The organism is Specibacter sp. NPDC057265 (assembly GCF_042668835.1).
In the GTDB taxonomy this organism is placed as follows: Bacteria; Actinomycetota; Actinomycetes; order Actinomycetales; family Micrococcaceae; genus Specibacter.
The window spans coordinates 165580-191350 of the sequence record NZ_JBHUYE010000002.1 but is presented as its reverse complement, the minus strand read 5'-3'; the positions used below and the strand labels follow the sequence as shown (position 1 = coordinate 191350).

General features: G+C 64.5%; 24 protein-coding genes and 1 tRNA gene. 12 read left to right on the top strand and 13 right to left on the bottom strand.

The genetic code is table 11. The annotated features are described in order from the left end of the window. Window positions 1-56 precede the first annotated feature (56 nt). The 3 genes from ACFUCV_RS02850 to ACFUCV_RS02840 all read right to left on the bottom strand — a co-directional run bounded on the left by ACFUCV_RS02850 (window position 57) and on the right by ACFUCV_RS02840 (window position 4936). A complete protein-coding gene (locus ACFUCV_RS02850; protein WP_380811802.1) occupies window positions 57-2579 on the bottom strand; it encodes a polynucleotide kinase-phosphatase in 2523 nt (840 codons plus the stop codon). Continuing rightward, entirely contained in the window at window positions 2576-4021 is a 1446-nt protein-coding gene (locus tag ACFUCV_RS02845; RefSeq protein ID WP_380811800.1) for a 3' terminal RNA ribose 2'-O-methyltransferase Hen1, read from the bottom strand. Before ACFUCV_RS02845 ends, ACFUCV_RS02850 begins: the two co-directional genes overlap by 4 nt. 75 nt (window positions 4022-4096) lie before the next feature. Further along, entirely contained in the window at window positions 4097-4936 is an 840-nt protein-coding gene (locus tag ACFUCV_RS02840; protein ID WP_380811915.1) for an SDR family oxidoreductase, read from the bottom strand. An 86-nt stretch (window positions 4937-5022) separates the two neighbouring features. On the opposite strand from ACFUCV_RS02840, the gene ACFUCV_RS02835 reads away from it, so the two are divergent. From ACFUCV_RS02835 to ACFUCV_RS02825, 3 genes are all read left to right on the top strand, one after another. Beyond that, window positions 5023-5265 carry a hypothetical protein gene (locus ACFUCV_RS02835; RefSeq protein ID WP_380811798.1) on the top strand — a complete coding sequence of 81 codons (243 nt, stop codon included), beginning with the start codon at window positions 5023-5025 and terminating at the stop codon, window positions 5263-5265. Window positions 5266-5336: 71 nt separating this feature from the next. Next, window positions 5337-5459, top strand: a complete 123-nt coding sequence (locus tag ACFUCV_RS02830; protein WP_380811796.1) for a hypothetical protein — start codon at window positions 5337-5339, stop codon at window positions 5457-5459. Between the two features lie 27 nt (window positions 5460-5486). After that, entirely contained in the window at window positions 5487-5678 is a 192-nt protein-coding gene (locus ACFUCV_RS02825; protein WP_380811794.1) for a hypothetical protein, read from the top strand. 154 nt (window positions 5679-5832) lie between these two features. Here ACFUCV_RS02825 and ACFUCV_RS02820 read toward each other — a convergent pair whose 3' ends face one another. The 6 genes from ACFUCV_RS02820 to ACFUCV_RS02795 form a co-directional block, all read right to left on the bottom strand. After that, window positions 5833-6117: a hypothetical protein gene (locus tag ACFUCV_RS02820; RefSeq protein WP_380811792.1), complete on the bottom strand. Its 285-nt coding sequence runs from the start codon at window positions 6115-6117 to the stop codon at window positions 5833-5835. A gap of 66 nt (window positions 6118-6183) precedes the next feature. After that, window positions 6184-7320: a Vms1/Ankzf1 family peptidyl-tRNA hydrolase gene (locus tag ACFUCV_RS02815; protein WP_380811790.1), complete on the bottom strand. Its 1137-nt coding sequence runs from the start codon at window positions 7318-7320 to the stop codon at window positions 6184-6186. Then, on the bottom strand, window positions 7317-7529 hold the full coding sequence (locus ACFUCV_RS02810) for a hypothetical protein (protein ID WP_380811788.1): 213 nt from the start codon (window positions 7527-7529) through the stop codon (window positions 7317-7319). The genes ACFUCV_RS02815 and ACFUCV_RS02810 overlap by 4 nt, the downstream gene beginning before the upstream one ends. A gap of 499 nt (window positions 7530-8028) precedes the next feature. Continuing rightward, window positions 8029-9492, bottom strand: a complete 1464-nt coding sequence (locus ACFUCV_RS02805) for a YdiU family protein (RefSeq protein ID WP_380811786.1) — start codon at window positions 9490-9492, stop codon at window positions 8029-8031. A gap of 210 nt (window positions 9493-9702) precedes the next feature. Further along, on the bottom strand, window positions 9703-11106 hold the full coding sequence (locus tag ACFUCV_RS02800) for a GntP family permease (protein ID WP_380811784.1): 1404 nt from the start codon (window positions 11104-11106) through the stop codon (window positions 9703-9705). A gap of 99 nt (window positions 11107-11205) precedes the next feature. Next, entirely contained in the window at window positions 11206-11745 is a 540-nt protein-coding gene (locus ACFUCV_RS02795) for a gluconokinase (protein ID WP_380811782.1), read from the bottom strand. A gap of 188 nt (window positions 11746-11933) precedes the next feature. Here ACFUCV_RS02795 and ACFUCV_RS02790 point away from each other — a divergent pair, with 188 nt between their 5' ends. Further along, window positions 11934-12659 (top strand): FadR/GntR family transcriptional regulator, encoded by a 726-nt coding sequence (locus ACFUCV_RS02790; protein ID WP_380811780.1) that lies wholly within the window; start codon window positions 11934-11936, stop codon window positions 12657-12659. Window positions 12660-12668: 9 nt separating this feature from the next. Here ACFUCV_RS02790 and ACFUCV_RS02785 read toward each other — a convergent pair whose 3' ends face one another. Continuing rightward, window positions 12669-13319, bottom strand: coding sequence for a pyridoxal 5'-phosphate synthase (locus ACFUCV_RS02785; protein ID WP_380811778.1), 651 nt, complete (start codon window positions 13317-13319; stop codon window positions 12669-12671). A gap of 212 nt (window positions 13320-13531) precedes the next feature. Here ACFUCV_RS02785 and ACFUCV_RS02780 point away from each other — a divergent pair, with 212 nt between their 5' ends. Continuing rightward, window positions 13532-14380: an SDR family oxidoreductase gene (locus ACFUCV_RS02780; protein ID WP_380811776.1), complete on the top strand. Its 849-nt coding sequence runs from the start codon at window positions 13532-13534 to the stop codon at window positions 14378-14380. A 45-nt stretch (window positions 14381-14425) separates the two neighbouring features. Here ACFUCV_RS02780 and ACFUCV_RS02775 read toward each other — a convergent pair whose 3' ends face one another. Together ACFUCV_RS02775 and ACFUCV_RS02770 are read right to left on the bottom strand one after the other, a co-directional pair. After that, the gene (locus ACFUCV_RS02775) at window positions 14426-14980 is read right to left on the bottom strand and encodes a type 1 glutamine amidotransferase domain-containing protein (RefSeq protein WP_380811774.1); all 555 of its coding nucleotides are present in this window, start codon (window positions 14978-14980) and stop codon (window positions 14426-14428) included. Between the two features lie 158 nt (window positions 14981-15138). After that, window positions 15139-15528 carry a DUF1304 domain-containing protein gene (locus ACFUCV_RS02770; protein ID WP_380811772.1) on the bottom strand — a complete coding sequence of 130 codons (390 nt, stop codon included), beginning with the start codon at window positions 15526-15528 and terminating at the stop codon, window positions 15139-15141. 154 nt (window positions 15529-15682) lie between these two features. Between ACFUCV_RS02770 and ACFUCV_RS02765 the strand changes: the two genes are divergently transcribed. Further along, a complete protein-coding gene (locus ACFUCV_RS02765) occupies window positions 15683-16156 on the top strand; it encodes an integrase core domain-containing protein (protein WP_380811769.1) in 474 nt (157 codons plus the stop codon). An 80-nt stretch (window positions 16157-16236) separates the two neighbouring features. On the opposite strand, the gene ACFUCV_RS02760 is transcribed toward ACFUCV_RS02765, so the two are convergent. After that, window positions 16237-16312 (bottom strand) — tRNA-Arg (locus ACFUCV_RS02760). Between the two features lie 294 nt (window positions 16313-16606). Here ACFUCV_RS02760 and ACFUCV_RS02755 point away from each other — a divergent pair. The 6 genes from ACFUCV_RS02755 (at window position 16607) to ACFUCV_RS02730 (ending at window position 25551) form a co-directional block, all read left to right on the top strand. Further along, window positions 16607-17764, top strand: coding sequence for an ROK family protein (locus ACFUCV_RS02755; RefSeq protein WP_380811767.1), 1158 nt, complete (start codon window positions 16607-16609; stop codon window positions 17762-17764). A 116-nt stretch (window positions 17765-17880) separates the two neighbouring features. Continuing rightward, window positions 17881-19251, top strand: a complete 1371-nt coding sequence (locus ACFUCV_RS02750) for an extracellular solute-binding protein (RefSeq protein WP_380811765.1) — start codon at window positions 17881-17883, stop codon at window positions 19249-19251. Window positions 19252-19350: 99 nt separating this feature from the next. Beyond that, complete coding sequence (locus tag ACFUCV_RS02745; RefSeq protein ID WP_380811764.1) at window positions 19351-20370, top strand: carbohydrate ABC transporter permease; 1020 nt, start codon at window positions 19351-19353, stop codon at window positions 20368-20370. Beyond that, window positions 20367-21278: a carbohydrate ABC transporter permease gene (locus ACFUCV_RS02740; protein WP_380811763.1), complete on the top strand. Its 912-nt coding sequence runs from the start codon at window positions 20367-20369 to the stop codon at window positions 21276-21278. Before ACFUCV_RS02745 ends, ACFUCV_RS02740 begins: the two co-directional genes overlap by 4 nt. A gap of 20 nt (window positions 21279-21298) precedes the next feature. Continuing rightward, on the top strand, window positions 21299-22684 hold the full coding sequence (locus ACFUCV_RS02735) for an alpha-L-fucosidase (protein WP_380811762.1): 1386 nt from the start codon (window positions 21299-21301) through the stop codon (window positions 22682-22684). Continuing rightward, complete coding sequence (locus ACFUCV_RS02730; protein ID WP_380811761.1) at window positions 22681-25551, top strand: glycoside hydrolase family 2 TIM barrel-domain containing protein; 2871 nt, start codon at window positions 22681-22683, stop codon at window positions 25549-25551. The genes ACFUCV_RS02735 and ACFUCV_RS02730 overlap by 4 nt, the downstream gene beginning before the upstream one ends. Window positions 25552-25771: the final 220 nt, after the last annotated feature.

Below are 25771 nucleotides of genomic sequence, written 5' to 3'. Positions count from 1 at the left end.
GCTGGCATTGAGCCTACCGGGGTGCTGTCAAGACCCCGCCAAGGCACATGTTTCCCCTACAACCGGGGATCCAGGGGTTCGGATTCCAAAGCCAGGACTCCGAAAACCATCTGGTGGACCTTCCACAACGGCGCCCCCTGGGCAGTCAGCCGCAAGGCTTCCAGGCCCAGGATGTACTCCTGCAGGGCACGGTTGCGCTTTTTGTCCGTGGCGCGCTGGCGCAGGCGTTCCACATTGCCTTCGGCCAAATAGTCCGGGCCGTACACCAGGCGCAGGTACTCCCGGCCACGCACCTTGATGCCGGGCTGCACCCAGCCACGCTTTGACCGGGTCAGGTTCTGCCACGGCTTGACCACCATGCCTTCGGAACCGGCGGCCGTGGCCTCCTCCCACCATTGAACGGCGGCCGCCACGTCCCCGTCCGCACCCAGATCCACGCGCAGACTGCGGGTTTTGGCGAACAACCCCGGCTCGGCCGTTGCCAGCCTGCCGCTGATGGCCAAATGCCATCCGTGGTCCCGGGTTTCAAAGCTTTGCCCTTCGGCTGCCAACACCTGAAAGGCGGCGAAGCGCAGATCCTCGCCGGAGCCCACATAGCGCCGGTAGGCATCCTGGAAGGCGCCGGCGTTTGCCTGCCGCAGCTGTGTGCGTGAAAGCAGCCCGGCGACGTCAACGCCATTGGTGGCCGTTTGCTCCAAGAGGCCGACGGCGGCGTTCGTCGCGGCCAGCGCGGAGGCACCCACCGACGCAAAGGTGTCTTTAATCAACGGTTCCGCCTTCAGCGACCACGGCATCAGTTCCCCGTCGAGCATGAGCCAGTCGGTGCCCAGCTCGTCCCACAATCCGGCCTGTTCCATGGCCGCGTGGGCCTGCGCCAACACCTGCCGCTCCTGCCCGGGTGCCAGGAACCCGCGTCCGGTGCGGGTGTGCAGGGCACCCAGCCACCCAGCGGGGGCGTCAAAGCGGGCGGGATCCCTGGACAACAGCATGACCGCGCGGGAACCCATATGCTTTTCCTCGCAGACCACCTGCGTGACGCCCTGCCGCCGGTAGTAGGCAAAGGCCTCGTCCGGGTGTTCCAGATACCCCGGCTGGGATGAGGATTCAGCCGGGGACATGGTGGGTGGCAGGTAGCGCAGCCACCGCGGATCAATGGCAAAGCGGCTCATGGATTCCAGCGCGCCGGCGGCCTGGGCCTCGTTGATCCGCACGGTCCCCAAGCCCTCGGACTTGAGGAAAAGCGGCCCGGTGACGTCCTCCATGGACAACACGTTGGGGCTGCGTTCAGGTTTCCGGGGGGCCTCCAGCGGCCTGCCCGGCTCGCAGTACTGTTCCAGTGACGGAACCTGGACCACCTCACGTTCGGGGTAGCGCATGGCGCTGAGCTCGCCGCCAAACACGCAGCCGGTATCCAGGCAGGCGGTGTTGTTGATCCAGGCCACCTCGGTGACGGGGGTGTGGCCGTAAAGCACGGCGGCATCCCCGCGGTAGTCATTGGCCCACGGGTAGCGCACAGGCAGGCCGTACTCATCCACTTCACCGCTGACCTGCCCGTAGAGGGCAAAGGCACGCACCCGTTTGGAGGCCCTGCCGTGGTAGCGCTCAATGAGGCCCGCATGGGCAACCACCAGCTTGCCGTCATCCAAAACCATGTGGGAGACCAGACCGTCGCAGAAATCGGCCACCTTGCGGCCAAAGCCATCTTCCTGCCCGGCCAGCTGGTCCAGGGTGGCATCCAGGCCGTGGGTCAACGCCACTGTGCGTCCACGCAGGGCACGCACCAGCTTTTCCTCGTGGTTGCCGGGCACACACAGGGCATTGCCGCTGGCGGCCATGCCCATGGCCAGCCGCAAAACTCCAGCGGAATCGGGCCCCCGGTCCACCAGGTCGCCCACAAAGATGACCCGCCGCCCTTCGCCATGCACTGCATCAGTGGGGCGGCCCTCGCCGTCGCGGGCCACTGCATAATCGAGTTTCCCCAACAGCAGCAGCAGTTCGTCGAGGCAGCCGTGGACATCCCCAACCACGTCAAACGGACCGTGCTGGTCGCGGAAGTCGTTGAGCAGCTTGTGCCGACGGATGGTTGCGGTGTCCACCTCCTCCTGCGAGGACAACACCTGGACGCGCAAAAACCCCTCCCGGCGCATTCCACGCAGGGATTTTGCCAGCTGCCGATGCTGGCGGTTGATGACCGCCGGTGGCACGGCCCCCGTGGAACGCTTTTCATTGCGTTCCAGGCACAGTTCAAGGGGAAGGTCCAGCACAATGGCGCAGACCAGCACATCCTGGTTCCGGGCCACCTCCACCAATGCCTGGCGGGCCGGGGGCTGGACATTGGTGGCGTCCACCACCGTCAGCAGTCCCGCCTCCAAACGTTTTGCCACCACAAAGTTCAGGGCTTCAAAGGCCGCCGGGGTCACCGACTGGTCGGTGGGGTCGTTGCCCACCAGCCCGCGGAAATAGTCGCTGGACATGACCTCAAAACTGCCAAAGTGCTTGGCCGCGAAGCTGGATTTGCCCGACCCCGAGGCGCCCACCAACAGCACCAGCGCCAGCTCCGGGATGTGAATCCCACTCATGCCGCCGCCTTTCGGAAGATTGCCATCTGGGTGGGAGACCCGGCGCTGGCCGATTCTTCACCCACGGGCCGGTAATGCACGCTGTATCCATGGCGTTCCGCGACCCCCTGCGCCCACTGCACAAATTCATCCCGCGTCCATTCAAAGCGGTGGTCGTCATGGCGCATGCTTCCCGCGGCCAACGCCGGGTACAGGTGGTTGTACTCGGCGTTGGGCGTGGTGACAATGACGGTGGCCGGGGCGGCTGCGGAAAACACGGAGTCCTCCAGCGCTGAAAGCCTGCCGGGTTCAAGGTGTTCAATGACCTCCATCAACACGGCCGCATCAAAACCCGCCAGCCGGTCGTCACGGTACAACACGGAACTGTGGAGCAGGGAGATCCGGGCCTGGTCCGTATCAGTGCGTTCGTCCACGTTGAGGCTGCGGGCCGCCTGTTCCAGCGACCGCACCGAAACATCGGTGCCCACGATCCGCGTGAAGTGCCCATCCTTTTGCATCCGCCGCAGCAGCGCGCCCGAACCTGCGCCAAGATCCACCACCTGACGGGCGCCGCAGTCCTTCAACGCCCGGATGACCTCATCGGCCCGTTGCACGCGCAACGGCGGGGGAGCGGCGCCGTCGTCCGGGGTCTGAGCGGGAAAGCCCTCGGCCGGGGGAGCCGCTTCCCCGGCCATCCGGTGGTCGGCCGCGGCCACCAGATCCTTTTGATGGGCCAGATAGCGGTGGGAGATCAGCGCGCGTTCGGGATGCCCGGGCAGCCAACCTTCGCCTTGGCGGACCAGTTTCTCGGCCTCGTCGCCGCTGACCCAATAATGCTTGCCGTCATCAAGGACCGGCAGCAGGACATAGAGCTGGCGCAGGGCCACATGCAGCGGCACCAGGCCGGTGAGCACCAGGCTGCTGTAGCGGGAGTCCCCCCATGAGGGGTAGTCCCCGTCCAAAGGAATGGGCCGCTGTGTGACAGTCCACCCCAAGGGGGCGAACAGACGCTGGACCAAGCCGTCACCGTCCCGTCCGCGGGTGGAGACCACCGGAACCTCAAGGCGCAGCGGCAAGGGCGAATCCGCCAGCTCCGGATAGGCCTCGCTGGTGGGCGTCATGGCGTTCCGCAGCACCTTGCCCAGTGCCACGGCCAGCAGGCTGGAGGCACTGTACGGCTTGTCATTGAGGTAGTAGTCCAGCACGCCGTTGTCGCCGCGGAAACGTTTGCTGCGGACCAGGCCAACAGCGTCGACCTCCAGAAGCAACGCCGCGGTGGTCCGCTGCGGCGAGTACTCCGGATAGAACACGTGGGCATTGCCCACCGGAAGCTCGAATGTCTGCAGCCGCCCCGGATGCTTGCGCAAGAGGTGGGACAACGCGGTGGTGTCCAGCGTCGAATCAGGACCGGACTCCAAGGTGATGGTCAGCAGCAAGGTCTTGTCCCCCCAGGGTCCATTCATGGCGGAAGTTCCCCCATGGAATGTGAACCACGTTACTGCACGCCGGTGGCTGCCGTGGCCGGGGAACCTGAAGGGTCACAAAATGGGCCGGCCCCCGGTGACGGCGACGCGGGCACCTGAGATGTAGCTGCCGTCGTCGGAGGCCAGCAGCACATAGGTCGGTGCCAGCTCTGCGGGCTGGCCGGCACGTCCCAACGGCACATCGGAGCCAAAGGACTCCACCTTCTCCGGCGGCATGGTGGCGGGAATCAGCGGCGTCCAGATGGGGCCGGGAGCCACGCTGTTGACCCGGATCCCCTTTTCCCCCAGCAGCTGCGCCAGGCTGGCGGAGAAGTTGGCAATGGCGGCCTTCGTGGCGGCGTACGGTGCCAGGGTGGGGCTGGGCATGTCCGAATTCACCGAGGAGCTGCCAATGACCGCCGACCCCGGCGCCATGTGCGGCAGCGCGGCCTTGACCAGGTAAAACATGGCATTGATGTTCACCTTGAAGGTGTACTCCCACTCCTCGTCGGAAATCTCCTCCAGGGACTCGTGGGTCATCTGGTAGGCCGCGTTGCTGACCAGAATGTCCACCTTGCCAAATTCCCGCACAGCGGTGTCAATGACCTTGCGGCACTGCTCGGCGGTGTCCAGGTCCCCGCGCACCAGCACCGCACGCCGGCCCGCCTTTTCCACCCACGCCGCGGTGTCCTTCGCGTCGTCGTCCTCGTTGAGGTAGGAAATGACCACGTCGGCGCCTTCACGGGCAAAGGCAATGGCCACGGCCCGGCCAATTCCACTGTCGCCGCCAGTGATCACGGCGGTTTTGCCCGCCAGTTTGTCCATGCCCCGGTAACTGTGTTCACCACAGTCCGGGATGGGCGTCATTTTGTCCTGGGTTCCCGGGGTTTCCTGTTGCTGCGCCGGCTGGTTCATGGCTGTCCCTTCAGTCTCTGGAAAAGTGTTGGGCAAGCCACTAATCTAGTGGTGTCAATGCAGGTTGTGAAGACCCAGGGGGGCACATGCACAGCACAGATGACCAGGCCGCCATTCCCACCGCCACTGAAGCAGACGCCTGGGAACAGGGGATTCCAGCGGTCCCGACCGCGCAGGCTGAAGCAGCCGCGCAGGGTTCGACGCCGCCTGCCACGGACGCGCTACTGCCCGATGGTTCCGAGGCCGACCGCCTGGACCAGCATGCCGACGGCGGGGAAGTGGATGCCGGGGATGAGGAGTACCCCCGGGATACGTCGGAGGCGCCATAGGACCGTCCGGACACACCGCGGACGGTTGTGGGTGGCTGTATTTAGGGAAATTCGAATCAGGAGGAGACACAATGACGCACATCCCAACTCATGATGAACTCGCCTTGCCGGATTACGACCACATCCCGCTGGGCACGCTGCCTTCCCGCATCCACGCCTTGGATGACAACGGCGTGTCGGGCCTGCTCGCCTAAGAGAAGGCACATGGCAACCGTCTACCCGTGGTCCAGATTCTGGAGCGGCGCCTGGAGGCGCTGCGCGGCGGCGCCGAACCCAGCGGCTCCCTGCCGGAAGACCTGCCCGAGGTGACGCAGAACCAGCAGGGTTCCCGGGTCTCCCCGGAAACCACCGGCCCCAAGATCAACCCGCCCTCACACGGCGATCCCACCAACCCCGCACAGCCCCGGACCTAGGCGGCGCATCCCCGGCTGGGCTTGGCTGGGCGCGTCGGCATTGTGTGGCAGTGCCCACAAAGAGGCCCACCGCACCGTGACGCGGGCGGTGGGCCTCCTTTTTGCGATCCGCAGCCTGGGACTTCAGCCGGCGGCTTGGGCATCGCGGTCCGGACTATTCCGGGCCGGTGCTGTCCCCGGCATCGTGAAGCAGCCCACGCTGGGCAAGGTCCGCGGCCTCCGAGCTTTCCGGCGGCAGGGGGTCGGTGGCCAGCGGAACGTCGTCGGCCGCATAGTCGCTGAGACCCGCTGCCACGCGTTCCTGCTCCGCAGCTTTCTCGTACACCTCATCATCAATGTTTTCAGGCATCTTCCCGTGGCCGCTGCGCACAGGGTTGGGCAGGGCATCTTCCTGCGGAATGATCACTCCTGCATCCGGTTCTTCATTGGCGCTGGTCATGACATCTCCTTCAAATTTTTTCCGGTGGTGGATCCAGTTCGGGCCCAGGTGCCGGCTGCCCGGCGTCTAGGCCGAAGGAGCCGCGGGGCCGGTGGGCCACCGCAACAGGGCGGCAATGTCGGTTTTGTCCGGCAGGACGCCTTCCGGGACCAACAGGATCCGGGCGTCGGTCAGGGCCGCGGCCCGCAGGAGCGCCGCCGTGGCCGGGACTTTCCCCAGAACGTCGGCGCCCAGCGCCTCCTCCTGCGCGGTGGCTATCCATGGTTCCGCACTGAGTGCCAGGAATTCACGGTCGGCAAAGGCCTGATCGTTCATGATCAGCACTTCCACCTGCGCCTGCTGGAGGGCATGGACCACAGCCCCCGCCCCAGTGGTGGACTCAGGATTCGCCTGGCCCTGCTGCACGGCGAGGCGGTCCAAAACCTCCTGCTGCTCCGCCGCCCACTGCAGGGCAACCCGTTCATTGATTTGGTGGTTGAAGGCCTCCTGATCGGCGCCGCCGGTGTGGGTGTGGGAATCCACAACGCTCAGCAATTCACGGCTGGCCTCGGAGAGCTGGTCCTGAATCAGACCCCGCGCCCTGATGTCACCGGCCAGCACCAGCAATTTAGCTCCACTGCTGCGGATTATCCGGTCAATTTCCTCGGCCACCTGGTTTGCGTTCCGGCGCCAGATTTCCTCGGTCCGGTGCTGGTAGCGGCCCTGGGACCAGCCGCCGCTCGGAACCTTTTTGAGGTTCTCGTCGCTTCCCTGGACCTTCTGGACGTGGTCGGGACTGTGTTTGCCGGCGTAGTGCAGGCGGATCTCGGCGTCGTCGCGGCCGGCCTCGACCACAAGGTACGGGTACTCGCTGGGCCGGTGCCGGACCAACGGCAGCAGATCCGGAATGGGGTCCACGGAAATCCGTTCCGGGACAACCAGCGGGCCCGGCAGCAGAACATTGAGTTCAACCTTTCCCTGGCGGGCCAGAATGTAGCGCGCCACCGGTGAAGGTTCCCCCGTGGCCGGTTGCACCGCTTCTTCCACGGCGTCCAGGTCCGGTTTGGGGGCGCCCTTGGCGGCAAGGGTTTCGCGGACGTGGCCGGGGCGGACATCCGCCGCCTCCAAGGTGTCCACTGTGCCGGTGTCGGCTTCAATGTACGCCACGGACCAGGGGCCTTCGTGCCGGTAAAGGTCGGCATATTCCTTGAGGCTGTCAGTCACTGTTCAGCCTCCTTCCCGCCGGACTCCGGGGTGCGTGTCCGCTTGAGGGCGTTCTGGACTTCCGCGGAATCGGTTTCATCGGGGAAAGGCTCCGTCTCCCGCCATTCCTCGGCGTGTGCGGGTTGGTTGCCTCTGACCATTCCCTGGGTCTCATGCTGCATTTCATCATCCAGGTGTGGTCCGTGTTTGGTGCTGCCACGTTCAGCCATGACGTCTCCTTCCCGTGCAACGCTGCACGTTTGTGATCAATCGGTACTTCATCGTAACACCGGACAATTGGAGTCTAAAGGGCAAAAACGAGGGTCAAATTGGGGTTAATAGGCTGGTTTGGAAGAGGGTATTTCGTCCCGTACCGCCTCTAGTGAAGGGGTGAGCGGCACTGCGGAATCATTCCGCGCCCCCGGGGGGATTTGCATCTGTTTCAATCCCAACGCTGACTCGGGACGAGCCGTGCCCGCTGTGCCCAACGGCGGTACCGGTCCCACCGGTCACAGAAAACAAGCCACTGCATTCTGGCGCTCCACGAGGCCTCCCGTGCAGGGGTTGACGCTGAATGACCTTGAATATATTGGCGTCGCGGGCGGGCCAGGGAGCGTTCCCGCCACGGCGGTGATTGCGCAGCTGCCGGGCGGGCAAGGTGGTGTCGGTTGGCTGACGGGGATTCAGTGCTGCCCCGGGTGGTGACACTGATGCGGCCCCAACTGTGGCCTAGGTTCCGCAGAAGGTTTGGTAGGGCCCAAAGGTCTCGGGGGCTGGTGCGGCATATCGCTCAAGACCGTGACGTTCTTCGAACGGTGTGGTCACCGCATCCAACAGCTGTTCAAACGGCCCCAATTCGCCGTCGGTTGCAGCGGCAAGGGCCTCCTCGACAAGGTGGTTCCGTGGGATGTTGACGGGATTGCTCCGATCCATGAGCTCTGCATCCGGTTTCAAGGTCCGCCAGCGCTTCAACCAGATTTCGAACGCGGTCGTGTCGGAGAACATGGAGTGGGCGGCACCGGCGTTACCGCGCGCAGCTGTGCCGAGACTCCGGAAAAAGGATGTGTAGTCCACTCGGTCCTGCTGCAGGAGGGTGAGCAGCCCGTCGGTGAGTGACGTAGCTGTTTTATCGTCGACGTCGGCGGCCAGGCCAAGCTTGGCCTTCATTCCGGATAGCCATGCGGCACTGTACCGGCGCGGAAAGCTTCCGAGCGATTCCTGTGCAAGGGCCACAGCCCGTTCTTGGTCCGCATGGAGGAGAGGCAGGAGTGCCTCGGCGAGGCGGGTGAGGTTCCACTGGGCCACGGCGGGCTGGTTGCCGTAGGCGTAGCGGCCGGTTTCGTCGATCGAGCTGTAGACCGTGCCGGGATCGAAGACGTCCATAAAGGCGCACGGCCCGTAATCGATGGTCTCACCCGAAATGGTCATGTTGTCTGTGTTCATGACGCCGTGGATGAATCCCACCAACATCCACCGTGCCACCAGGGATGCCTGGGCAGAGACCACCGCGTCGAACAGGGCAAGATACCGGTTCTCTGCCTCTGCCACAGCGGGATAGTGGCGTGCAATGGCATGATCGGCAAGGCGGCGCAGCAGGTCAAGGTCGTTCATTGCACGGGCGTACTGAAAGCTGCCGACCCTCAAATGGCTGCTGGCTACCCGGGTCAGCACGGCTCCGGGCAACATGGTCTCGCGGCGAACTGGCCGTCCTGTTGCCACTACTGCCAGAGAACGCGTGGTGGGTATGCCCAAAGCGTGCATCGCCTCACTCAGCAAGTATTCGCGCAGCATCGGACCGAGGGCGGCGAGTCCGTCGCCTCCGCGGGCAAAAGGTGTGCGTCCGGAGCCCTTGAGATGCATGTCGCACAGGTCACCGCTGGCGTTGACCAGCTCGCCGAGGAGGAGTGCCCGGCCGTCGCCCAGACGAGGCGAGTAGCTGCCGAACTGATGACCGGCATAGCCTTGCGCAACGGGTGTGCTGCCATTGAACGGCGCGGTACCAATTAGCAGTTGTAGGCCTTCTGCGCTGCGCAGGAATTCGGGGTCGAAGCCCAGCTCGGTGGCCAGCGGCTCGTTGAGTGCGGCCAGCTGCGGATCCGGTGCCTGCTCCGCCTGCCAGTGAATGGCCAGCTCGGGAAATTCGCGGGCAAACTGGCCGTCAAGGGTGACAGTTGATTGGGCGTCAACATTCATCCTTCAACAATACCTTTGAGATGGAGGCGTCGGTGTGGAAATTTGGATCAGAGCATCGTGGTAATTCCCGATGGTTGATGGCCCTGCAACGGACGCGGGCGTGGTGGGGATCCAGTCTGACATTTCAGGGGACCACGACGGCGGAGCGCCAGACTTTCCCGGGACGCCCCGCCGTCGTGCTTCAATCAGCCAGCTTTGGCCAATACAACGCTAGGCGGCCACACCGGCCAGCAGGAATATGACTGCAGCAATGGCAAAGCCCATGACGCCGATCAGGGTTTCCATGACGGTCCAGGTCTTCAAGGTGGTCTTGACGTCCATGCCGAAGAACCTGCCCACCAGCCAGAAGCCGGAGTCATTGACGTGGGAAACCACCACCGAGCCGGCTGCCACGGCGATGACCAGTGCGGCCACCTGCATGTCGGAGATGCCGGCCAAGGCAACGGCCGGGGCTATCAGGCCGGCGGTGGTGGTCAGGGCCACGGTGGCCGAACCCTGGGCAATCCGCAGGATGGCGGAGATCAGGAAGCCTGCCAGGATCAGCGGAATGCCCAGGTCGCCCAGCACATCGGCGAGGGCCGAGCCGATGCCGGAGGTGCGGAGCACGCCGCCGAACATGCCGCCGGCGCCGGTGATCAGGATGACCGAACAGACCGGTCCCAGGGAGGATTCGAGCAGCTTCTCGATGTCCCCGGCGTCCCTGCCGCGGCGGGTTCCCAGGACAAATACGGCAACCAGGACCGCAATTAGCAGGGCGACAGGAGTTTCGCCCAAGGTGCGCAGGATCTGGAACCACTGCTCGTCCTTGACGCCGTCGGACAAGACGCCGCCGGAGGCAAGGGTGTTCAAGCCGGTGTTCAGGAAGATCAGGACCAGGGGAAGCAACAGCAGGCCAATGATGGTGCGGAAGCGCGGCGGGTTGGATTCGGCTTCGGCGCTGGCCTGGCCCAGGATGGCAGGAACCGGAAGGACCAGCTTCTTGCCGGTCCACAGGCCAAACAGGTAGGCGGTGACGTACCAGGTGGGGATGGCGGTGATGAGGCCGGCAATCAGGACCAAGCCAATGTTCGCATCAAAGAAGGCGGCGGCGGAGACAGGGCCCGGATGCGGGGGCAGGAAGATGTGCATGACGGAGAACGCGCCGGCGGCGGGGAGGCCGTAGCGCAGCACGCCCCCGCCCAGGCGGTGGGCCACGGCAAACACGACGGGCAGCATGACCACCAGGCCGGCGTCGAAGAAGATGGGGAAACCGAAGATCAGGGAGGCCAGGCCCAAGGCGAACGGGGCACGTTTTTCGCCAAACACGCCAATCAGGTAGTCGGCCAGCACCTTGGCTCCGCCGCTGGTCTCAACAATGCGGCCCAGCATGGCGCCCAGGCCAACAAGCAGGGCAACGGTGCCCAGGGTTGTGCCGAAGCCATTGATCAGCACGGGAACCACCTGGTTGGCGGGGATTCCGGTGGCGAATGCAGTGGCGAGGCTGATCACGATCAGGGCGACCAGTGCATGCATCCGAAGTTTGATGATCAGGAACAGCAGCACCACAATTGATGCCGCGGCAATGAGCAGCAGGGGTCCTGCGCCCAGCGTTTGGGTCCATCCTTCGATGACCATGGTTCTCCTTTGAACGAAACTATGTGGCAGTAGGGTAAAAAATACAGCGGACCCGAGGGCCCCGTCAGGAAGCGCCGGGCCGCATTTTTTGGACCGTGTTTATTTGAGCTGTGGGGGAGTGGATGGCTGGAGGGCGGCCAGCACGGCCTGGACAATCTCCTCCGGGGATTGGGAAATGTCCACGCGCAGGCTTCCGGTGGCAAGCTCCTCAGCCGTCAAGGGCTCCAAGGTGGCCAACTGGCTGGGCAGAAGCGTCGGTGGCATGAAATGGCCTTCACGGCCCTGCATGCGCCGGCCGATCAGCTCGGCACTGCCGTCGAGGTGGATGAACACCACGCGGCCCGTCGCCTGGGAGAGCAGCTGGCGGTAGCTCCGCTTAAGTGCGGAACAGGTCAGCACGGTGCCCTCCCGGGCAGTGCCATGGGACGTCATCCAGTGTTGGATTTCCTCCAGCCACGGCCAGCGGTCCTCATCCTGCAGGGGGATGCCGCGGGTCATCTTGTCGATGTTGGCCTGCGGATGGAACTCGTCCGCCTCGGCATGGGCCCAGCCCAGCTTCCCGGCCAGAGCCGCCGCAATGGTGGACTTGCCGGAACCGGCAACGCCCATCACCACCAGGTGCATAGCGTGATGCTGCATGAATCAACTCCAGGAAAAGGACGACGTCGGCCAGTGGGGCGGTGCCTGCATTTTGGGTAACGGAGGCACTGACAGAAAGGTATCACCATTTCGGTGGACAGGTACTATCTTTTGGTGTTTCAAGTCATACCTTTGATGATTTCCTAGTACCATGGACTTGCGCCCACGCGCGGGAAGAGGGCAGTGAAATGGTGGCGGCAACAGCGTTTGATGCACCGGATGGCGGAGCGGCCCCGGCCATGCATGGACGTGTTTTGGAGGCGGTGGGATCCGCCATTGCCGAGGGGGTTCTCCCTTCGGGCAGCCGGCTGACCCTTGAGGGGCTCCAGCAGGAATACGGCGTCTCCCGCACCGTTGCCCGGGACGTCATGAAGGTTCTGGAGTCCATGAACCTGGTGTATTCCCGCCGCCGGGTGGGGATTGTGGTCCAGGAGCGCAGCCTCTGGAATGCCTTTGATCCCGATCTGGTGCGTTGGCGTCTAAACTCCCCGCAACGCGAGCTGCAATACAGCAGCCTGACGGAACTGCGCATTGCCGTGGAACCCATTGCCGCTGCCGGAGCCGCCCGCCGCGCAAGTGCTGCGGAGCGGGCCAGGCTGGTTTTTCTGGCCGCCGAATTGAGGCGGCTGGGTGAGGCGGGTGAATTGGAGGCCTTCCTCGCGGTGGACATTGAGTTCCACAGTTTGCTGCTTCGGAGCTGCGGCAATGAGATGTTTGCGGCCCTTGAAGGCATGGTGGCCGAGGTGCTGACCAGCCGCACCAAGCAGGGGCTGATGCCCTTCAAGCCGCGGAACGAGGCTTTACAGGCCCATGAGGATGTTGCGGCGGCGGTGTCCCGCGGCGATGCGGTCATGGCGGAAACCGCCGTCCATCACATCCTGGATGAGGTCCGGAACGCCATGGGCCTGCTCTGATTCCTGCGGTCACGGCCAAAGGCGCTGTTTGTCCCAGCCGGTCCCGGTCCGCAGGTAGCGGAGCCGTTGATGGTTCCGGTCTGGATTGCCCTGCCAAAATTCAATGGACTGTGGCTGGATGCTCCACACCGCCCATTGCGGGGAAACAAGGTCCGGACCACGTTCGACGGCAGACTGGGCCCGTGCGGTCAGTTCGTCCCGGGCCGCATCACTTGGAATGATTGAACTTTGCGGGGCCGCCAAAGCGTTGAGACGGGTTTGGGGGTGGCGCGTCAGGAAGTCCTTCGCCGATTCCGCAGGGGTGGCGCGTTGGGCGGTGCCGCGGATGCGCACCGCCCGGTCCTGGGAACCCCAGTGGAACGTCAGGGCGCACTGTGGATTGGCGGACAGCTGGCGGCCCTTGGCGGAATCGTCGGTGGTGGTGATCTTGAAGCCACCGTCTCCGTCCAGGCCCCTGACCGTCAGCACCCGGGCATCCGGCATGCCGTCCGGGTCAACGGTGGACAGCGTGGCGGCACGGGCGTCGGGCACGCCGGCGTCGAGCGCTTCCTGGAGCCAGCGCAAATAGAGCTCGTAGGGCGCATCCGGTGCTGACGATAAATCAAAGGCATGCCCAACATTTGGGGGCGCCGCTTCATGTCCATCAGAGGGTTTCTGCATGGTCCCATTCTCCATAAGGGCCCGGCGTTGCGAAACCCCGGTCAGGGCGCTGACGTCGAACACCTTGCCTACGGTCGGCAGGCGAACTGGATGGGAGGCGGCAGCCCATGGAGGGTTCCGTCTGGATGGCTCGGTAGGATCACAGGGTGGTCTGCAATGCTGGAACCCACCGATGAAAACGTTCGAACCATCAATAGCCCAAGGAGTATGAAATGACTGTGGTGATTGCCGGCTGTGGTGACCTCGGAACCGAAGCCGGGTTGAGGTTCGCTTCCCTGGGACATCGGGTAGTGGGGCTTCGGCGGTCGGCGGAAAAGCTGCCATCCGCAATTGAGGGGCAGGCAGTAAACCTTTCCGAGGAAGTGCCCACGCTTCCGGCCGACACCGGCATTGTGGTGATTGCCATGAGCCCCGACGCACGCACGGCGGAGGCATATCAGGCAGCCTACGTTGAGAGCGTTAGGAATGTTGCCGCCGCCATCAGCAACAACTGTGCCATGCCACCCCGCGTGCTGTACGTTTCCTCAACCGCCGTCTACAGCGTTGATGACGGATCTTGGGTAGACGAAACCACTCCTGCCGAGCCCTCCACGCCCACGGCAACCGTGCTGCTTGAGGCAGAGGAGACATTGCTCCGGCTGATTCCCAACGCTGCGGTTCTGCGGTTGAGTGGAATTTACGGGCCAGGGCGCACCCGGGAAATTGACCGCGTGCGCCAGGGAGTTGCCAGCATTCCCTCTACGCCTGAGTTCACCAACCGCATCCATCGTGATGATGCCGCGGCGGCCCTGGTGCATCTGGCCACCATGCAGGAATGGCCCGAGACGGTGTACATCGGCGTCGACAACCTCCCAGTGGACCGCCGCGAAGTGGTTGAATTCCTGGCGAGCAGCCTGGGCGTGGCCGTGCCTGAAGCCGCCGACTCCTCCCCCGGTCAGGAGGCACGCGGCAAGCGCCTGCGCAACAGCCGGCTGCGGGGGACCGGGTTTGAGTTTTCCTATCCCACGTTCCGCGAGGGCTACGCGGCCGTTATGGATGGCGTTGGAATCCGCCATCCATAACGGCCGGCCCTGAACGGGGGTTTCAAAGTGTGGAACAGGATGCGTCTAAGCGCCAAGCTCTTGGGCAATGGCGGCGTTGAACGCGTCCAGATCGCCAGGGTTCCGTGAGGTGATCAGGACGAAGTTCTCCGCTGTGCAGCGGAAGACCTCCTCGTCCTTCCATGTGCCGCCGGCGTTGATGACGTCGGTTTTGATGGACGTGTAGGACGTGAGGGTTTTGTTCTTCACCAACCCGGTTTCGACCAGCAGCCACGGGCCATGGCAGATGGATGCCACGGGGCGGCCCGTTGCCGCGAAGGACTTCACAATGCGTTGTGCGTCCTCGTCCAGACGGAGGTTGTCGGCGTTGAGCGTTCCGCCGGGAATGAGTAGCAGATCAAAATCCGCCTCGTTGACCTCGGCCAGGGTGGCGTCCACTGCAAAAACCTCGCCTAGATCCCAATCGCCCACCAGGGTCTGCACTTGGCCAGTTTCCGGGGCGGCGATGGTTACTTCGGCTCCAGCGTCCCGAAGCTTCTGGACCGGGTCCTTCAGCTCGTCCTGCTCGACGCCGCGGTTGGTGACCACTGCAAGAACCTTCTTGGCTGACAAATCTGACATCTTGAGCTCCTTTCGTTGGCTTCCACGGGTAGTCTTCCATTCCGAACGGACCCCGGGCAAGGCGTTGTTGGACCTGATCCGGCCGATCAAACCCCCTTTGGACAGTGAAAGGAGCAGGCTGGCAGCTTGAATGAAGGGTTGTTCCACTGTTTCAAAATCTATTGCGCGAACACGGCCACCGCGGCCAACACGACGGCGATCAGCGGCATGGAAAGCTGTATCACCGCAGCTTTTGCCTTGCTGGGTGAGGAAATGAGCAGGACCAGCCCTGCCAGGACCATCGACCCGCAGCCAGCAAAAAGCAGTGCGCTGCCTACACCTTCGTTGCCGGTTGCAACCGCCCAGATGCCGGCCCCGGCCACGAGGGCAAGAAACAGGTTGTAGAAACCCTGGTTGAAGGCCATTTCCTTCGTAGCCGCCGCTTGGGTCTCAGTTGTGCCAAATGACTTGCGGGTGGCGGGGGCCGTCCAGAGCAAAGATTCAAGCACAAAAATATAGACATGGACCAAGGCCGACAATCCGGCAAAAATCAGAGCCACAGTAAACATGGTGCACTCCCTCCCGCGGAAGGCTGCCCTCCGCCGTGTTGCACCAATCTATCGTGAGGGATGGTGCATTAACCGAAAAATTCCTTGGTATATATGACTTGTCTTGCCTTAGTGCGGGCGGGGGCCGAACGCCTTCGAGTACCTGCTCAAGAGGTTGGGGGTCATCCAAAAGAGCGGGTCCCCGTACCACCGGCAGACCCAGGGGAAAATTGAGCGGTTCCGCCAAACATTGAAGAAATGGCTCGCACTCCAGCCCGCCGCGGAGACCATCGATGACCTTGACCGGCAGCTCGCACGCTTCCAACACATCTACAACCAGGAACGCCCGCACCGGGCCCTGGACCGCAAAACACCGGCCGAGGTCTACACCTCGCTGCCCAAAGCCGCACCGGTGACCTCGAGTGAACAACATTGGCGGGTACGCTACGACAAAATCGACGACGTGGGCACGGTCAGCCTCCGCTACGAAAGCGCCATGCGGCACCTGGCCATCGGGCGTGCCCACAAAGCAAAACACGTCATAATCCTCCTCGCCGGCCCCGAAGTCATGATCGCCGACGTCACTACCGGAGAACTCCTCGCAGAACACACCATCGACCCCAGCAAAAACTACCCACCCAAAAAATAACAGAAGCCCCCTCCCGAAGGAGAGAGCTTCTGTCAAGTATGTCCCGACACATCTGTCAACGATGTCTCGACACATCACATTGGTGCCCCGGGCGGGAATTGAACCCACGACCAAGAGATTAGAAGGCTCCTGCTCTATCCGCTGAGCTACCGAGGCATTGGGCCAGGCCAAGCGCCCGTGAACCACGCATAAACGCGGGTCAAAGGCTGCGGCGCAGTCCGGCAACTACTCTACCCAACTCGGCGGCCAGTCCGCACTCCATCGAGGCGGCCGCCACTAGCAAGAATAGAAAACTGTACCGATCACGCCGCAAAAAAAGACCTGGGAGCACCCCTGAATCACCTCCGCAGCACCACTCGGAAAACTCCAATCGATAGATTTTCATTCCACCTTGACCGCAGGAAGATTGATAGGTAGATTACCTATCAATCAAGGTGATGGAGATTACAAATGGCTAACAAGGCCGACAGCACGCTCATTAGGACCATCAATGACCGTCTTGTCTACGATTTGTTTGTTGGGGGCAAGCTGCTCAGCAAACCGGACGTGGGGAAGAAGACGGGCTTGAGCAAGCCTGCGGTCTTGGATGTCCTGGGCAGGCTGCTGGCCGCCGGGCTCATTGAAAACGCCGGCGTCAGTGCTGCCAGCCGGCCGGGGCCCAGTGCGGAACTGTTCCGTCTGGTGCCCACCCTGGGCAATGTTGCCGCCGTTGCCTTGACCCCTGAATCGGTCCGTGTGGAGATCTACACCATCACGGGCAAAAAGCTGGGCTCCACGGAAGCTGCCATCCAGGCGGAGCCCACGGTTCAGGATGTGGCCGGCGTCGTGGGGGATGCATGTGCCGCAGCCAAAGTGAAACTGGACAGCATCGGATCCACCGTCATGGGTGTTCCCGGCGCCGTCAATCCAAAGACCATGGAAGTCAGCTCCTGGGACCTTCCCTCCTGGACGTTGAACGTGGAGGAGGAATGGACCAGGTACGTTCCCGGCGCCTTTGCCTGCATCAATGAAGTGGATCTGCGTGCGGTGGCCGAACACGACGCCAACCCGCACCTGCACCACTTTGTCCTCATCGCCCTCGGGCAGGGGATTGGTGCCTCCATCATGATTGGTGGGGAGCTGTACCGCGGTGCGCACGGTGCGGCCGGCGAGCTCGGCTACATGCCGCGCACGCCGTCGGACCTGGCGCCCATTGCCGGCCACGGCGAATACTCCACCGGCCTGCAGGCGTTCCTAGGCGGCAACGCCCTGGTCCAGCTGGCCCGTGAGCACGGCCTGGCCGGGGAAACCGTGCAGGACTGCCTGGCGGAGGCCATGGCGGGCACCGCCACCGGGTACGTGGAGGCCGTCAGCGAACGGATCGCCATGTTGCTGTCCATTGTGGGGCTGGTGGTGGATCCGGAGTACTTGATTTTGGCCGGACCTGTAGGCATTGTGGGCGGTCAGGCTTTGGTGGACAAGGTGCAGCAGCGCATCCAGTCCTCCAGCATCCCCTCGCCCGTCTCCGTCCGAAGCACCATGGTGCGGGACAACGCCATCTGCGCCGGTGCCATGGCACTGGCCTTGGAAACCCAGCGCGAACGCGCCTTCACCCAGTGTTACGCATGACGCTCTAAAGACTTTTCCACACGTTACGACCGGGCTCCCGCCGGGAGTCCGTTGCACCAAAAAACATCTGTTGCACGCGCCGCAATGACGCATGCCCGTTTCCAACTGGAGTAACCATGAAATCAACCATTTTCCGCACCTTCGGACTGGTGGGGACGGCGGCGCTGCTGCTGTCCTCCACGGCCTGCGGCATCACCAATTCCGCATCCGACTCCGCAGACGGCGGCAAATGTGGCGCCCCGGCCAGCAATGCCGATTCCAGCGCCGTTTCCGGTGAGGTCACCGGTGACATTACCTTCCAGACGCAGGGGCTTAAGGCCGACTTTGCCAGCTTCTTCGAGCCGCTCATTGCCGACTTCGAGGCCGAGAACCCGGGCGTCAAGGTCAAGTGGACGGACCTGCCCGGCGGCGCGGACTTCGACTCCAAGATGCTGACGGACGCCCAAAGCTGCACCCTTCCGGATGTCATCAACGCCCCCAGCTCCACCATTGTGGGCCTGACCAACGCCGACGAACTCATCAACTTCGATGCCAAGATCCCCGGCATTGGGGAAACCTACGTCCCCTCCATCTGGGAGTCCATCGAGTTCAGCAAGGACGGCGGACACACGGCCCTTCCCTGGTACTGGGGCCCGTCCATCACCACCTTCAACAAGACCATCCTGGAAGACGCCGGCCTTGATCCGGAGAACCCGCCGGCCACCATGGAGGAACTGTTTGAGGCCGGCAAAAAGATTGGCGCCTCCGGTGGCGACGCCTCAGCATTCTGGGGCGCCATTGACTGGACCTACGTGGACCAGTGGCACGGCATGGAAGTCAAGGCCATGAATGAGGACAAGACGGCCTTCACCTTCGCCGAGGACGCTGCAGCCATTGAGTGGCTCACCGGCATGGCCGAGGTCTACGCCGCCGGCGGCATCCCCAAGGATTCCGTCACGAGCGATCCCGATCCCAGCCAGTCGTTCAACCAGGGCAAGCTGGCCTTCGGCTCCACCAATGCCAGCTTCCTGCGCAACGTGAAGAAGAACGCCCCCACCATCTACCCGCAGACCGGCGTCTCCAAGGGCCTGCGGAATGAGGGCGTGCCCTCCATGTTCAACGCCCAGTACATCACCGTGCCCAAGAGCACCAAGAACCTGCCTGCCGCCGCCGCGTTCGCCGAGTTCGTCACCAGCTCCGAAAGCCAGCTGGCCTGGGCCATGGATCCCAATGTAGTGGTTTTCCCCAGTGCCGCCGAGGCCCTGGAGGATCCCTTCTTCACCGCAACGGACAGCTCCGACCCCTTCTCCGCCGCCCGCGCCACGGCAGCCGAGGAAGCCAAGAACGCCGAGCCCTACGCAGCAGCTGACTACTTGAACGGCGCCGTGGGCGACGCCGTGCTGAAGGAACTCCAGCTGGCCATCATTGGCGAGAAGGATCCCGCCGAGGCGCTCAAGACCGGCCAGGAGAACGCCAACAAGCTGCTCAGCGCAGCAAACGCCGACTAGGCACCCACCCCAAGGTGCCGCTGCGGGCAGGCAAAAACCTGCCTGCAGCGGCACATGGTGCCCACATAAACACCCAGCTGTACAGCTAATGGAGCAGACATGAGCAACGCATTGACCACCGCACCAGGTGGTCCCGCCGCCGGCGCAACACCCCGGGACGGCGGGAATTCCGGCAAGGCCGCCGCCAGAAAAAGGCGGCCGCGCGCAGGCGACGCGGCCCGGGCCGGCGGCGCGGCCCTGTACCGCCGCTGGTGGGTTCCCCTGCTGTGGGTGGCCCCGGCCGTGGTGGCGGTGGTGACCTTTGGAATCTACCCGTTCCTGAACACCATCCTGCTGTCCTTCACCAACGCCAAGCCCATGGGCGGCGCGGTGCGTTTCGTGGGGTGGGACAACTACGCCACCCTCCTGACGGACTCCGCCTTCTGGCAAAGCACCGCCAACAGCCTGCTCTACCTTGTCTGCGTGGTGCCGCTCATGATGCTGCTGCCCCTGCTGCTGGCCGTGCTGGTCAGCAAGCAGGTCCGCGGCATTGGCTTCTTCCGCTCGGCCTACTACCTTCCGGCCGTGTGCTCCACCGTGGTGGTGGGCCTGGCCTGGCAGATGCTGCTGGCCAGCGACGGCCAGATCAACACCATCCTGACCCAGCTGCGCGTGGTCCAGGAGGCCCTGCCCTTCCTGTCGGACCGCTGGCTCATCCTCTTCTCCGCCATGGTGCTGACCCTGTGGAAGGGTCTTGGCTACTACATGGTTTTGTACATGGCTGCCCTGGCCAACGTGGAGCCGGCCCTGCATGAGGCCGCCCAGACCGACGGCGCCGGGGCGCTGCGCCGCTTCTGGCACATCACCCTGCCGGGTGTGCGCGTCATGATGTATTTGGTGGGCGTGCTCTCCGCCATTGGCGCCCTGCGCGTCTTCACTGAAATCTACGTCCTGGGCGGCGACAAGGGCGGCCCAGGCGGGCTGTCCGCCACGCTGCCGTTCTACATCCGTTCCGTGGGCCTGGACCCGTTGGCCGGAAACCTGGGAGTGGGCGGCGCGGCCAGCGTGGCGCTCTTCCTGTTGACCTTCGGGTTCATCCTGCTTAGCCAAAAACTCTCAGCCAAGAGCGAGGAATCATGAGTACAGTCCAGGACCACCTGCCCCTGGCACCATTGGCCGCGGCAGGTCCGGCGCCGGTGCAACCGAACCGCCGCCGCCCCACCCGCCGCGCGGCGCTGGGCACGGCGGGCCGCTACCTGACCCTGGTGCTGGCCTTGGTCCTTTTGGTGGGCCCCCTGGTGGTCCCGCTGCTGGCCGCCTTCAAGGCCCCCGGTGAGGACCTGTTTGGCCCCAACGCCACGGTGCTGCCCCAAAACTGGTCCCTGGATGCGTTCCGGGAGCTGCTGGACCGCATTCCCATCTTTGCCTACATGGGCAACAGCCTCATGGTGGCCGTGCTCGCCGTCGGCTCCAACGTCATCTTTGCCTCACTGGCCGGCTACATGCTCTCGCGCCAGGGCTGGCGTGGCCGCAAGACCGTGTATCTGCTGCTCATCAGCGCCATGATCTTTCCCTTTGAATCCATCATGGTCTCCCTCTTTGCGCAGGTGCGCGGCATTGGCTTGACGGACACCCTGGCCGGCGTCTGGGTGCCCGGCATGGTGGCGGTGCTGAACGTGCTGCTCATGCGGGCGGCCTTCATGGCCGTGCCCTCCGAAATTGAGGACGCCGCGCTCATGGACGGCGCGGGGGAGTTCCGCCGCTTCTGGCAGATCTTCCTGCCCGCCACCCGCGGCGTGCTCACGGTGGTGGTCATCACCACCTTCATCACCGTCTGGGACGACTTCCTCTGGCCGCTGCTGATCCTGCGCAGCGATGAAAACCTGACCCTCATGCTGGGCCTGTCCCAGCTCCAGGGCAACTTTGGCCTGGACTACCGCGTGGTCCTGGCCGGGGCGGTTGCGGCCTTTGTGCCCGTGGCCATCCTGTTCTTTATCTGTCAAAAATACTTCTTCAAAGGCATGGAATCCGGCGGTGTGAAGCTCTAATGGGCGCAATTGATACAGACATGTTTACCCCTGACAATTTGGCCGCGGCAGGTGCCGTGGCCGGTGCCCCGGACCCCGGGTACCAGCTGCCGCAGGACCCGGCCACCCTGGCCGCCCTGGAGCACTGGCGGGGCCTGAAATTCGGCGTCATCATGCACTGGGGCCTGTACAGCACCATCAACCAGGCCGGCAGCTGGTCCCTGTGCCGCGAAGACGCCGGCGACTTCATGGACCCGCCGGCCAGCTGGCAGGGCACGGACGAGGAGTACCCCGCTTTCTACCGGGAGCTGCGCCGCAACTTCACCGGCCACGACTACGACCCGGCCCAGTGGGCAAAGGCCTGCGCGGATGCCGGCATGAAGTACCTGGTCTTCACCAGCAAGCACCACGACGGCTTTGCCATGTACGACACCGCGGAGTCCAACTACAAGGCCACCGCCCCGGAAGTGCCGCTGCAGCGGGACGTGCTGCGGGAAACCTTTGACGCCTTCCGTGCCGAGGGCCTGGAAACGGGCGTGTACTTCTCCAAGGCGGACTGGGCCCACCCCGGCTACTGGGACGAATCCCGTCCCATCACCGACCGCTTCCACAACTACTCCATTGCGGAGGAACCCGAACGCTGGGAAAAGTTTGTGGACTTCACCCACCGGCAGATTGACGAGCTGCTCACCAACTACGGCGAGGTCAACGTGCTGTGGCTTGACGCAGGCTGGGTGGCCGAACCCGCCGAGCCCATCCGCATGGATGAAATTGCCGCCAATGCCCGACGCCGGCAGCCCTCCATCCTGGTGGTGGACCGGGAAGTGCACGGCATCAACGAGAACTACCGCACGCCCGAGCAGGAAATGCCCGACCACACCCTGGACTACCCCTGGGAGTCCTGCATCACCATGACGCCGTCATGGTGCAGCATGCAGGTGGACGAGCCCGTCCGCCCTACCCACCAGATCATTGCCACCCTGGCCTCCATTGTGAGCCGCGGCGGGAACTACCTGCTGGGCATTGGCCCGGACGCCACCGGCGCCATGTCCAAACACATCCTCACCGGCCTGGCCGAGGTGGGCGCCTGGATGGACGTCAACGGCACGGCCATCTACGGCATGGAACCCGGCGGGGAGGCGCTGGCCGTCACGGGCGCGGCGGGGCTGGACTGGCGGTACACCCGCAACGCCACCACGCTGCATGCCATTGCCCTCCTGGGTGACAGGACCGCCGTCGCACCCCAGGAACTGGCCATCACCACCACGCTGCCCATCGGCGCAATCCACATTTTGGGCCACGACGTGCCCCTGCAATGGAGCCCCAGCAGCACCGGCGCCGTGGTCCACCTGCCCGGCTTTGACGCCCGGCACGCCTTCACGCTGGCCATCACCATTGACGCGCCGGCCGCGGACGGTGCGGCATGAGCGCGCCGTACTGGGAAGCCACCCTGGTCCCCACCGGCGTGGAGCCGCCCCGCAGCTGGGTGGCCGTGGACGACACCGACGCCGGAGCCCTGAGCCTGGACGGCCGCTGGGACTTCCGCTACGGCCGCCGCGCCGACGGCAGCGACCTGGGCGACTTCGTCCCGGACGCCATCACGGTCCCCGGCCATTGGCAGCTGCAGGGCCATGGCCAGCCGCAGTACACAAATGTCCGCTATCCCTTTGCGTTGAACAGCCCCCACGTTCCGGAGGACAACCCCACGGGGGAGTACCGCCGCAGCTTTGCGGTCCCTGCCGGCTGGGACGGCGGGCGGGTGCTGCTGCGCTTTGACGGCGTGGATTCCTGCGCCCGCATCACCTTGAACGGGCACGAACTCGGCGTCAGCACCGGCTCCCGGCTGCCCGTGGAGTTTGACGTCACCGATCTGTTGTCCGACGGCGGGCAGGAACTGGTGGTGCGCGTGCACCAGTGGTCCGCCGGCACCTATGTGGAGGACCAGGACATGTGGTGGCTGAGCGGAATCTTCCGCTCCGTGACGCTGCTGCACCGCCCCGCCGACAGCATCCGCGACTTCTGGCTCAACGCCGACTTTGAACCGGCCACCGGGCTGGGCACGGTCACGGCGGAAGTTGACGCACCCGCCGCCGTCCTGTCCTTTCCGGAACTGGGCCTTGAAGCCGAGCTCACGGCAGGCACCGCCAGCAGCATCGACTGCGGCCCTGTGGAGCCGTGGAGCGCCGAACGCCCCCGCCTGTACACCGGCGTGCTGCGCACCGCGGGGGAGTCCATCACCGTCCGCCTGGGCTTCCGGCGGGTGCGGGTGGAGCAGGGGCAGATCACCGTCAATGGAAACCCGGTGCTGTTCCGCGGCGTGAACCGGCACGAATGGGACGCCCGCACCGGGCGGGCCGTCAGCGCCGCGGTCATGGCCACGGACGTGGAACTCATGAAGGCCAACAACTTCAACGCCGTCCGGACTGCCCACTACCCGCCGCACCCGCACTTCCTTGGCCTGTGCGACGCCGCGGGCCTGTACGTCATTGACGAGTGCGACCTGGAAACCCACGGCTACCTTATTGACGAGTTCACCTCCACCCCGGAAAACCCCGTGCTGCAGCCCGAGTGGGTGGAGCCGCTGCGCCAGCGCATGCAGCGCATGGTGGAGCGGGACAAGAACCACCCCAGCATCATCCTGTGGTCACCTGGAAACGAATCCGGCGCCGGACCAGCCGTGGACGCCATGCTCGAATGGGTGGGGCGGCGCGATCCCTCCCGCCTGCGCATCTACGAGGGCGACAAGTCCTCCCGGCACGTGGATGTCTACTCGCTCATGTACACCCCGCATGAGAAGGTGCGTGCCCTCGGCGAATACCGCGAGGAACCCCATGCCGACGCCGCCGCGGACGAACACCGCCGCACGCTGCCCTTTGTACTGGTGGAGTATGTCCACGCCATGGGCCTGGGCCCCGGCGGGCTCAGCGAATATGACGAGCTGTTTGCCACCTACCCGCGCCTGCAAGGCGGCTTTGTGTGGGAGTGGATTGACATGTGCATTGACCCCGGCGACGGGCGCTGGCTCTATGGCGGGGATTTTGGCGAGGAACTCCATGACGGGAACTTCGTGGCCGACGGCCTGCTCCTTCCGGACCGGACGCCGTCGCCGGCGCTCGCCGACGTGAAGGCGGTCTTTTCCCCCATCCGCGTGGACCTTGCCAATGTCAAGGACGGCAGCATTGGCGTGCACAACCGGCACGAGGTCCTGGACCTGGCCGAGTTCACCATCGCGTGGCGTGCCGAACTGGACGGCGAGTGCGTCTTCCAGGTGCAGGAACAGCTGCCGCCCCTGCCGGCGGGGGAATCCATGGAACTCGCTGTTCCCGCCGGGGTGCTGGCTGCGGTGGCCCCGGGGCCGGCCATTGCCAGCGTGCATGTGCGCATCCTTTCCGGTGCGGGCCTTGAAGTAACCCGGAACGCCGCCATTGTGGCCCGGCCAGCGGACCATGCCTTGGCAGCGGACGGTGCTCTGGCCACCGCCGGATCTGCCCTCCTTTCCGGGGCGGAGCTGGAACGTGGGCTGGAGTCGCTGTGGGGCGTCCATTCGCTGTCGCCCCGCCTGTGGCGGGCGCCCATTGACAATGACAGGAGCTTTTCCTGGCAGCCGCGGGACGACTTCTGGCGCAAGGCGGGGCTGGACCAGTTGACGCACCGGCACGAGAACGGCCCTGAAGGAATCACCATCCATTCCACGCCCCCGGGCCTGGAATGGTCCCTCGTGACCCGGATTGCGGGAACGCCCCTGCCCGCCACGGGCGGGGCCACAGGCGGGTTGGAGCTGGACATCACCCAGGACTTCACGGGCGAACCGCCGGAGCACCTGCCCCAGATTGGTCTGGACGTGGCACTGGTGGACGACTACTGCCAGCTCGACTGGCTGGGGCTGGGGCCGGGGGAGGGCTACCCCGACACCGGCCAGGGCAACACCTTTGGGCGCCACCAGGCCGGTTTGCAACAGCTCACCACGCCCTACGTCTACCCCCAGGAAAACGGCGCACGTGCCGGGGTGGAATGGGCCCGGATGAGTTCCGCGCAGGGGCGCGCCGTGGAACTGCGGGCCTCCCGGCCCGTGTCCTTGGCGCTGCGCCCCTGGTCCACGGAGGAACTGGCCCAGGCCACTCACGGCTTTGAATTGGAGGTGGGCACGGACCGGCACTTGAGCCTCATCCTTGCCTCCTCCGGTGTGGGTACCGCCTCCTGCGGTCCCGGCATCCTGGACCACTATGCCCTGGGGGCGGTGAAGCAGCAGGTCCGCCTGCAGCTGTCGCCGGGACGCCAGGATGTAACGGCGTAGCCGCACCCGCACACGGCGTTTCCGCCTGAGTTGCCTGCCGCCAGGCTGCAGCCGCCAATTCTGCCCGCTGCACCCCTTGGGTGCGGCGGGCAGTCCCGTGTCCGGCATTTCCGCCCACCCATTCCTCCACAGCCGTGGCTGGCAGGGTGGCTGTTGACAGGATGGCACCACACTCTGGCGGACAGTCCGGATCACGCGTTTTCTGGAAGCAGCTGTTGTT